The following is a 502-nucleotide window of genomic DNA, read 5'->3' on the forward strand; positions in this document are numbered from 1 at the left end:
TTCTAAAACGTAGTCAGTCAGCAACGATACTAACCCGTTCTGTTCTGCCGCAGGAACAAATTCATCTGGAGCAATAAAACCTTTTTGTTGATGCTCCCAACGTATCAGCGCTTCGTAACCAAACACGCGTCCGCTTTCAACATCAATTTGAGGTTGGTAATACAAGGTTAATTCGTTTTTTTTCAGTGCTTTTTTTAGTTCTGCTAAAAGGTTTCTTTTCGGATCGACAAACTTGTTTAACGCGTATAGGCAAAGATAAATCATCGCGATAATAGGCACCGAATAGATGATGTAAGAAATCAATTTTTGCTCAACAAACAAGTTGCTAGCTTCAGCGAGTGCTTGGTATTCAAACACCTTAGATTCATTAAAAGCAATCGGGTTTGTGCCTTTTCTGGATGCGCCAGCGGGCACCACATCGTCATGAATAAACAAAGCTGACCGCTTGAGGCGTAAATCGTTGTTAAATCCAATTGTCGCGCCAAAGTAGTCTCTATCAATG

At 40.8% G+C, this 502-nt stretch carries 1 protein-coding gene; it reads right to left on the minus strand.

All coding sequences use genetic code 11. The features are described 5' to 3' along the window. A partial coding sequence (locus tag R7Q09_RS28720; protein ID WP_318144280.1) for an EAL domain-containing protein occupies window positions 1–502 on the minus strand: 502 nt, incomplete at both ends.

This window comes from Vibrio sp. 2130-1 (assembly GCF_033339515.1).